Below are 9,450 nucleotides of genomic sequence, written 5' to 3' on the forward strand. Positions count from 1 at the left end.
GACTGTAGTCAATGCCTCCCCGGGGTAGCTGATCAACGAGGTGCCGTCCGGCCCGCGCGAGCCTCCCAGCGCTGGTCGCGAACGGCGACGCGCGAGGCCGATCACCTTGGGCCCGTGTCTCACCTTCCGGTACCACGCCCGGTCTCCCCGTCAACTCCGACTTGGACGCCGATCCAGGAAGGTGCTCCGCACCTGCGCGTGGTCGACGCAGTGAGCAGGGCGGAGTTGACGGCGAGCCTCGCCGGGCGCGGTACCTCGCGGCCCGCGGTGGGGGCACAAGAGCCGCCCCCACCGCCAGCCCATTCCCCACGGAGGCCCCCATGCGCCAGAACCACGTCAACACCGCCTTGACACCCAACACCCTCAACGGCACCAGCTCGACCCAGCAGCCGGCCCGGTCTCGCAAGCGCCGCAGCAGCGTGGAGAACCATGACTACGCCGCCTTCGCCCGCCGCATCATCCGAGCCCACGGCCGCCGCATCGCCGAAGGAGACGTCGACGGGCTCCCCGACCTCCTCGCCCTCCAAGAAGAGCTGAACGCCGCCACTCAGCACGCCGTCAACGGCCTCCGCGCGTTCGGCTACTCCTGGGCCGAAATCGCCGAGCGCCTCGGCTCCACTCGCCAAGCGGCTCAACAACGGTGGGGAGCAAGCGATCGGTGAGTAGCCGCTGAGTCCCCATGTCGCGCCACGCTCACGGTTGTGACGGCCAATCAGAACACGCGCCGTGATGTCAACCTGAAACGCTGATGCATATTAGAGCTGATCCATCCAATCGATGGCGGATCGGCAGGAAGCAAGCCATTCATACACCAGTCGGTAACGATCGACCTCTTTTAGTTGAGTCAGCGTCTGAGACATTTCTCCGGAATGCATGAGTCCATTTCGTTCAGAATAGGATGCGACGAGGCTCAAAAACGTCGCGGGTTCGTCTATCTCCAGTGACCGGCCGCGTGCTGCGGTCGGCAAATCCCCATAGTAGCGTGCGGGGAAGCTTCGACCATCTGGCTCCGTTAGCTTCTTCGTTCGTGTCTTGCTGAGCGATGATTCGTGGGCAAAAAGGAGCGCCCGAGCCTCAACCGCCGTAGCCATCGCCAGAACTGCATCCCGCAGTCGAACCGCCCTCAGCGCTTCCTCTGCGTCCACGAGCAGGCTCGAATGTAGCGGAGCATCGGAGCTCGCGGAAATACTGTCCTCCAAGCGACTGCGGTCGATCAAGCCGGTATCCGGAACCCTTAGAATCCCACCTGAAGAAAGGGTGTTCACGCCATTGAACATCGCCAGAGGATTGAGGGTGACCTGCTCGAACCAGGCCTGTGAATGTGGCCCAACGAGAACGATCTTTTGCTCGCGCGGGTCCCAATGTCGCTCAAGCTTTACTCGCGCCGATCTCGAAACGCTACGCACGTGGCTTAGGAATGACTCAGCAAGTCTGACGGCTCGTTCAAACCACATATCCGCACACGTTGGGTCGTCTTCTGGCTTGCCGTCTTGACTCCACTGGAGGATCAGATGGATCCGGTCAGCGACGCGCTCTTCCGCTGGCGACAACCTGATCCTGATGGCGGGATCATGAACGGATGTGATCTGCATGTGCGAACCCGCGATCGTGTTGCCTTGTTCACCCCTGAAGAGTGGCTCGTTTGGGCCGCGAGGAATGATGTAGGCAGTTGCTTCATATTTTCCAATAATCTCTAATTGGACGCCAAAGTCCTCTTCGGAGTTTTCAAAGACAGGCAGTCGAAAATCAAGATAAAAATCATACTCAACCTGAACGTCCATTTCACTCTTCCCCTCGCCATGCCCCGACCATGCAAGACCTTAAGGGTTAAAGACGAGCGGGGGCAAAAACCCTTTACGCCGTCAGCGAGGCGACGACGACGCGCCAACTGTGAGAGTCCACACTGGCCCTTGTCCGCCCCCTGTCCTCTCGGCAACTCCGTCTCATGATTCCGGTGGCTGGACTTGGACGCTGGTACGTGCCTCGACCCGCTCGACGGCATTGACCAACCCCGATGCGGATCGGGTGACGGCTGGAATTCCGTGAGTCCGCGCGGTCTTCGGGTCCGTCCACAATCGGCCCTACGGCCGGCCCTAGGCCAGCCCTACGGGGTGGGTGGCAATGTGGGGGAGTGCGTCGGAAGTTCGTACGGCCGATGCCGGAAGCGCGCCAGGTCAGGAGCTGAACACCTCTACCTGTCGGGCGAAAGCGACGCCTTGACACGGTAGTGATGAGCAGCCGGGGTCAAGTAGGGCAAGGAGTACAGCACAGAAGCACAGCAACCAGTTCGACCCAGGACGACCCTGGCTGATCGCGGTCGACCGGCTGACCTCGTACGCGACCTTCAGCGACCGGCGTGCCAGCAGTTCGCATCGAGGGGGTTCACTCCTTCGGCGTCCGAGGTCTGGGGGCTCGGCCGTACGCTGTGAGCGTGGGATTTGGCAAGGGCAAGACGGAGTATGCGGGTCTCAGGGACATGGGGCGGAAGCATGGTCACTGGGGGTTCACCGAAGAAGCCAAGCGGTGAGGCGTCCCGGGCGCGCCGGCGGGACGAACACAACGAGATCCGCCAGGCTGAGGAGGAGTTGGACGAGCGACGAGCGGCCGACGGCCGCGTTGGTTGCTTGATCGATTCCACACTTAACCCACCTGGAACGATGCCAGACAACCAGCCCTGACGCGGTTGCCGGGGCCGCGACGCAGCGCATCCGCCCAGGTAATCGGCATCGTCGAGCGATCACGAGCAACGTCGAGAACAATCGATCTTGAGTCCGCGGGTTGTGGGTTCGATCCCCACGGGGCCCACCAAGTTAGTCATTGCGCGAACCGCCTGCTGCGGGGTCGTGTCTGCCGTTGCGGCGGGCGCGGCCCCGTTGCTGGTTTGGGCGGTTAGCGGGGGGTGTGTCGTGGTGGTGGGGTGGCTGGGTGCGTCGTTGGGCGGTGTCGCGGCTATGGGGACTGGGTGGCCGGGGGCGGATGCGGGGATGCGGAAGATCGGGGTCAGTTGGTCGGGGCCGATGATGGTGACGCTGGCGACGAGGGCTTCGATGACGGCTTTGGTCTGTGCACGGTTCCCGGCGTTGATGATCTGTTGGATGTTGTCGGCGACGAGTCGTAGGGCTGCGGGTTCGGGGGCCTGGGGTTCGCTGTCGAGGTCCAATTGCAGGGCGGCGTGCCGGTGCTCCAGGTCGCGTTGGCGCTCGCGTAGCGGGGTCATGCGTTCTGCCAGGAGTTCGGGCTCCAGGGTGCCGTTCTCGAAGGCGGTCAGGTATCGGTCGAGGGAGCGGCGGATGCCGGCGAGGTCGTTCTCGACCGCGGTTAGTTCGGCGCGGCGGTCGGTGGTGGCGGCGCGGTGGGCGCGTTGGGCGTCTGCGACGGCGTCGGCGATCAGGGCGTGCTGGTCGCGGTAGAAGTCGCTGAGTGCGGTCAGGATCGCGGCGTCGGCGGCTTCGGCGTTGAGCCGGGGGGCGTTGCATCGTCGGGCGTCGTAGCGGTTGCGGGAGTGGCAGGTGTAGTAGCGGTAGGTCTTGGACCGGCCGGTGGCCTTGGTGCCGATCATGGCGGTGCCGCACTGGGGGCAGCGCATGAGTCCGGTCAGTTGGTAGTCGGAGGCGTTGGCGGCGCGGTGGCGGTAGTTGTCGCCTCGTTCTTCGAGAACTCGTTGGGCGGTCTGCCACAGGTGGGTGTCGATGATCGGGTCGTGGGTGTCGGTCACGGTGTTGTCGCGGAAGGTCAGCTCGCCGAGGTAGGTGCTGTTGGTGAGGGCGCGCAGGACTTGGTAGCCGGACCAGGTGCCGCCGTTGGTGGTGCGGTGACCGCGGTCGTTCAGCGTCCGCGCGATCACTTTGGAGCCGAGCCGGTCGATGGCGTAGAGGGTGAATAGTTGCCGCACGACGGCGGCTTCGTTCTCGTCCGGGATGAGGCGGGCGTTGCGCTTGTCGACTTGGTAGCCGAAGGGCCGGCGTCCGCCCTTCCACATGCCCTTGGCGTGTTTGCGTTCCATCCCGGCGATCACTCGGTCGATGATCGTGTCGCGCTCGAACTGGGCGAACATCGCCAGGAGTTGGACCAGCATCCGCCCGATCGGGGAGGCGGTGTCGAACGGTTCGGTCGCGGACCGGAACACCACGCCGTGCTGGTCGAGTTCGTCCAGCACGGTGACGGTGTCCCGCAGGTTCCGCGAAAGCCTGTCGACCCGGTAGACGAGCAGAACGTCGATCATTCCGGTGCGAGCGGCGGCCAGGGCGCGTTGCAGATCGGAGCGGCCCAGGGTCGCGCCGGAGGCGTCGTCGGCGAACCGCGCCACCAGCCGCCACCCGGGCTGGGAGTCGACGTATGCGCCGAGCCTGGCGTCTTGCGCCTCGATGGAGTACGGCTGGTGCTCGTCGTCGGTCGAGCGCCGCACGTAGACCCCGACCCGTACGTCGGGCATCCCGTCGGCGCCCAGCATCGCTCCACTGCCTAGGCTGCGCGCGGGACGCGAGGCGTTCGTGCGCTTCTTCCCGCGCGCGCCTCTCGCAGTGCGCCCGCTGCGGGTGGTTGGACTGGATGGACGGTACGCCTCGCCGTCAGGTGTGCTGGCGGCGAGAGCTGACGAGGGTCGATCAGACGGAGCGTGCATTGGCGGTGACCTCCATGGCGTAGGCGACGGGTGCCGCGTGGCTGCCGCATGTGGCGGTCCAGGGTTGCTTGATCCCGGGCAAAGGTGGAGCGCCCGCCGCGGCAGTGCGCGGGGGCGCTCCAGGTCCCTTGCCGTGGACGTGGTCGGACGCGGGGGGCAGTGCGAGGGCAGGCAGTCAGGCGGCACCGGGAAGTCGGCCGGGGTGCCCGTGCTTGGATCGGTCACGACTACCGCCCGCTGCCTCACCGTCCGGCTTGTCCGGCTTGCGGTTGGCCGGGTTCCAGACGGCGATGAGCGCCGCGAGCGCCGCGACCGCAGCGTCGTACTCCGGAGGGGTCATCACCTGTTGTTCGATGGAGTCGACCCGCCACCGTTGCGGTGATCCCGACCTCCGGCCGGCCGCGCCGCCGCGGGTCGCAGGGGTCTGCTGGGCGGGTGAGAGCTCGTTGACCGAAGGCGCATCGTTGGCGCGCGCATCCGACGATTCTTGAGGCGCTGCACTCACGCGGCCGCCAGTCCGTTGGTGCTTGCCGTGCCGGACGGTTTCCCTCTTGCCGCCGCGGCTGCGGTGCTGGCTTGGGCTCCGTCGGGTGCCAGCTGGAAGGTGATCACGTCTTCGTGCTGGATGACGTGCTGTGGGATGCCGGCGGAGCGGGCTTGGCGGACGGCGAGGAGTTGGAAGAACGAGGCGCGGGGTACGAGGTGGTCGGCGCGCAGGCCGGCGATCAGGGCAGGCGTCCGTTCGATGAGCGTGAGCCCGGCTGCCCGGCCTGCGGCGATCACGGCGCTGGGGAGGTCGACCAGTTCGCCGCCGCGGCGGTAGGGGCGGGCGGTGAGCACGACGTGTCCGCCGGGGCGTAGCAGCGCGACGGCGCCGATGAGGATGTCGGTGAACCCTGCCATCAGGTCGTTCAGGTCGGCGTGGGCGAGGTTCTTCGACCCGCGGCGAGTCTGGGTGTAGCGGTGGTGGCGCTTGGCGACACCGCGGCCGGGGAGTGTCTTGGCCTGGCCGTGGGTGTGCTCCCCGTACGGCGGGGAGGTGAGCACCAGCGACACCGGGCGGTGCCACCGTCGGCGCTCGCCCAGGTCGGACGTGTCGGCCTGGTCGGCTGGGTCATCGTCCGGCCCGGTACGGCCAAGGCGGTCGGCGAGGCTGGCGAGGGCGGGGTGGATCACGCGGGGCAGGTCGCGGGCGTCGGCGCACACCACGTGCCCGTGGCCCGGCGCGTGGTCTGTGCGGGCCAGGGCGAGGTTGGCTCTGGTGATCGCCGTCCAGCGGGCCTCGTACTCAACGCCGAGTGCGTGTCGGCCGGCGCGGACGGCCTCGATGAGGCTGGTGCCGATCCCGCACATCGGGTCGAGCACGACCTCGCCTGGGCGGGTGTAGTGGACGATGGCGTGCCGCGCGATCTCCGGCAGCATCTTCGCCGGGTGTTCCACCGCGGCCGGGACGTACCGGCCGCGGCGTTGCGTCTTGGCATCCTGCTGCCCGGTCACCCACACCGACGCCGCGGTCAGCACCGGATCCGGCTCGTCGTACGCCGACGGATCCCTCGTCACCCTCGCGCGCTCCGATCGCTCCTGCCGCGGGCCGGTGGTCTGGTGCTCACTCGTTCCTTCGGCCGTCGGCTCTTCAGTCCGCGCGGTCTCGGCTGCCGCGTTCTCGTTCGCCGCCGGGACGAGCGAGAGCTGCGCGCGGCGTCCGTCCGGGCCGGACCCGCGGCGGCCGACGCGGTCGTCCGGGTCGCTCGTGGGGTTGGTCACTGGGCGCCTCCGGGGACGTGGACGGCGGTGCGGTTCTTGAGGTCGGTTTCGAGGTGGGAGTCGCGGAAGAAGACGAGGGCGTCGGAATGGATGGGCATGTGCAGCCGCGGCTGCCCAGTGGGGCCGACGCCGTCGCTGGCGGCCGGGTGCCGCAGCGGCAGCCGCCACCATTCGGCCAGGTCGTGCTCGTCGGTGAGGTCCAGGTGCCAGGCGGGATCGTCCGGTCCGTAGGCCGGCTGGAAGCGGCCGTCGCGCAGGTCGACATGCACCACTGGCACGTGCTGCAAGTACCGCAGGCCGAGGCTGCGGGCTCGGGTGATGACCGGCCCGATCCTGTCGACCGCCCCCTCTCGGGCCGGGGTCAGGCGGGTCACTACGACCACGACACCGCCGGGCCGGACCAGCGCCGTCCGTGCGGCTAGCACCTCCAGCTGCCACGCGAGCGACTCGTCACCCGCACCGGCCCCGGCATCGGCATCGGCACCGGCACCGGCACCGGCACCGGCCGAGTCCGGCGCGGATGCTGCGCCGGATCCGAGCGGCACCGAGCCGGTTGCCGCGTGGATGTGCGAACCGTTGTGGTCCGCTGTCGTCGAGCCCGGCGCCGGTTGGTCGGCGGGGCACGGAGGCGGGATGACCAGAAGGTCGACCGGGTTGCGAAGGGCCTTGGCCGGCCACTGCAGGCCCGGGCCCGCAGCCCCGCTGGGGGTCGCCGAGGTGGCGTCGCTGCTGGCGAGCGCGGCGTGCGAGGAGGGCTGATCGCCGAAGAGAACGATCTGGCGCCGCACCCGGCGCGGCTGATCCTCCAGCAACTCCACGTAGAGACCGGCGCGCTGAAGGCGACTGGGGATGCGGGCGACGATCCGCCGCTGCATACCGACGGCGACGCGCACGGCCGTCCCGTCGGCGCCGTCGGTGACCAGCACCCGGTCACCCGGGCGGGAGTACGCGGCCAGCACCGACTCCCACAGCCGGGTCGGCCACCGCCAAGCGCACGGCGGCTCACCGAATCCCGGCCGGTGCCGCCGCCGAAAGCACGGCAGCAGAGAGCCGGGCGTCCACACCGCAACCGGCGTGGGCGCGATCACCCAACGGGCACGGGTTCGGTCCTCCCCACCGGCGACCGTCGAGTAGACACGGGAATCGGGCGAGGGCGAGACGGCGAAGGAGTCCGGCGAGGAGGAGGGCTGATCGGCGGCAGAGGCCATGAGGGTGTTGCCCCACGGCCACCGGGAGCGTCTGACACCTCCAAACCCGGATTCCGCCGTGCGATATCCGGTCAGGCCCGAAGTCGTGACCTGTTCGTGACCCGAGTCCATCGGACGAGGGCGCGGACACCACAGGGCGTGCCCGGCGACCCTGGCGACCCGACGCCAGGGTTCGCGCCAAGCACCCCCGCTTGAGCCGACACCGCAGCGCCGCCGAGTCGCTCGTGGTCTAGGTCACACAACAGGTTCTCGCTCGCGTGCGAGCGGACCCCACGCCGGGGTCCGCGTAAGCCACCTGGACGTGGCTCCGTGCAGGTCAGCACCGGAGCAGCCCCTCCCGGCGTGCTCTTCCGCGAATGACGTTCGGTCCCTTGCCGCCCCTGACCCGCCACTCAGCCGCCCCGGACCCGACACCGGCCCGCCCCTGACCCGGCCCAGTGCCGCCCACGTTCCGCCGCTGACCCGACACAGGCACCTGCGCGCCATGGAGAAACCGATCCCACCGCTTGGCCGAACACCCCGGCGGTGGGGTATCCACCGACGTCCTTCAGGGAGTCCAGCCTCATGCCGCGTCACCGCGCCCACCTCACCCCCGAAGCTGCTGCCGGTCACGAAGCCGGTCATGAAACCGGCGTAGAGCCGTACCTTCCCGCGGAATCGGCCGCTGCGCCGTCACCCGACTCCCCACAGGGGTCACCGCTGGCGACGGCCGAGGCCGCCTTCGCGGCCCTGGTGACCGGCCCTCGACCGCTCGCTCTGGACGTCACCGGACTCGGCGCCGATCACAGTGCCCGTCTCGGTGACTACGACGCCATGGCTGATCTGCCGGCCCGCGCGATCCCGCTGGACGAGCTCCGGACGCTGCTGCTGCATCCCGCGACCCGGTACGAGACCCGCGACCGGGTGTGGTCTGCCGTGGTCGAACGAGCTCGTCCTGCCGCCGATGGCGAGCCGGCCGATCCGGCTTGGGTGGTCGGCGCGGTCGGACTCGGACTGCCCGGGCTTCGTCGGATGGCCGCCCGGCTCGCCCGCCGCGCCCCCGCCCAGCAGGTGCCGGACCTGGAGTCGGAGATGCTGACCGGCTACCTGACCGCCCTGCGCAGCATCGACACCGCCACCGGCCGGGTCGCGTCGCGACTGTGCTGGGCCGCCTACCGCGCCGCTGAACGCTACCGAGCCAGCGACCCCGCCACCGCGGGAGTCGTGGTGCCGATGGGCGCCTCCATGCCGCCACCCCGCCCCTTCGGCCACCCGGACTTCGTCCTGGGACGAGCCGTCACCGACGGCGTCCTCAGCGAGTACGAGGCCGAACTCATCGCCCGCACCCGCCTGGAAGGCGACACCCTCCAGTCCCTGGCCGACGAGTGGACCCTGCCCCACTCCACGCTGGCCGACGACCGCACCCGCGCCGAGACCCGACTCGTGAGCGTCCTGGACCCCAACGCCACCAGCCACCGCAAGGTCACGGATCGGTCACATTCACGGCCTGGGCCGGATATCGCCCCCCAGAACCCCGGTTTGGAGGGTGCGGGGGAACCTCACCCGCCCATCACCGGACCGGCGCCGCATCCCCGCGCAGCCTGACCCTGACCCCGCGCCCGTAGGGCACCCGCGCCGATAGGTCGGCGGCACCAATAGCACCCAACCGATCGACCACTCGAACTCCGTCGTCCGGGGCCGGACGCCACTGGCGAGCGTCTGACACCGCCGCCGCACCACCACCCTCGACCCGCGAAGGGAGGTGGCCCCACCCGGCCCCGGACGACGGCCCACCGCCTCCCGCCCTGCCGCCTGCCGCCTGCCGCTGCCGCCCAGCCGACGCTGCCGCCCAGCCGACGCTGCCGCCCTGCCGACGCT

The 9,450-nt window shown here is 69.0% G+C and carries 7 protein-coding genes; 2 read left to right on the plus strand and 5 right to left on the minus strand.

Annotated features, from left to right (window positions below; translation table 11 throughout):
* The first annotated feature begins 320 nt into the window (after positions 1–320).
* Positions 321–662: a hypothetical protein gene (locus tag AC08OU_RS18660; RefSeq protein WP_476605413.1), complete on the plus strand. Its 342-nt coding sequence runs from the start codon at positions 321–323 to the stop codon at positions 660–662.
* Between the two features lie 93 nt (positions 663–755).
* Here AC08OU_RS18660 and AC08OU_RS18665 read toward each other — a convergent pair whose 3' ends face one another.
* From AC08OU_RS18665 to AC08OU_RS18685, 5 genes are all read right to left on the minus strand, one after another.
* Positions 756–1,781 carry a hypothetical protein gene (locus AC08OU_RS18665; RefSeq protein WP_476605414.1) on the minus strand — a complete coding sequence of 342 codons (1,026 nt, stop codon included), beginning with the start codon at positions 1,779–1,781 and terminating at the stop codon, positions 756–758.
* Between the two features lie 956 nt (positions 1,782–2,737).
* Positions 2,738–4,450: a recombinase family protein gene (locus AC08OU_RS18670; RefSeq protein ID WP_476605415.1), complete on the minus strand. Its 1,713-nt coding sequence runs from the start codon at positions 4,448–4,450 to the stop codon at positions 2,738–2,740.
* 346 nt (positions 4,451–4,796) lie between these two features.
* The gene (locus AC08OU_RS18675) at positions 4,797–4,964 is read right to left on the minus strand and encodes a hypothetical protein (protein WP_476605416.1); all 168 of its coding nucleotides are present in this window, start codon (positions 4,962–4,964) and stop codon (positions 4,797–4,799) included.
* 158 nt (positions 4,965–5,122) lie between these two features.
* Positions 5,123–6,385 carry a TRM11 family SAM-dependent methyltransferase gene (locus tag AC08OU_RS18680; RefSeq protein WP_476605417.1) on the minus strand — a complete coding sequence of 421 codons (1,263 nt, stop codon included), beginning with the start codon at positions 6,383–6,385 and terminating at the stop codon, positions 5,123–5,125.
* Positions 6,382–7,593 (minus strand): hypothetical protein, encoded by a 1,212-nt coding sequence (locus AC08OU_RS18685; protein WP_476605418.1) that lies wholly within the window; start codon positions 7,591–7,593, stop codon positions 6,382–6,384. The genes AC08OU_RS18680 and AC08OU_RS18685 overlap by 4 nt, the downstream gene beginning before the upstream one ends.
* 564 nt (positions 7,594–8,157) lie before the next feature.
* On the opposite strand from AC08OU_RS18685, the gene AC08OU_RS18690 reads away from it, so the two are divergent.
* Positions 8,158–9,177, plus strand: a complete 1,020-nt coding sequence (locus AC08OU_RS18690; RefSeq protein ID WP_476605419.1) for a hypothetical protein — start codon at positions 8,158–8,160, stop codon at positions 9,175–9,177.
* Positions 9,178–9,450 lie beyond the last annotated feature (273 nt).

The sequence above is a fragment of the Frankia sp. CcMO1 genome (genome assembly GCF_977945845.1).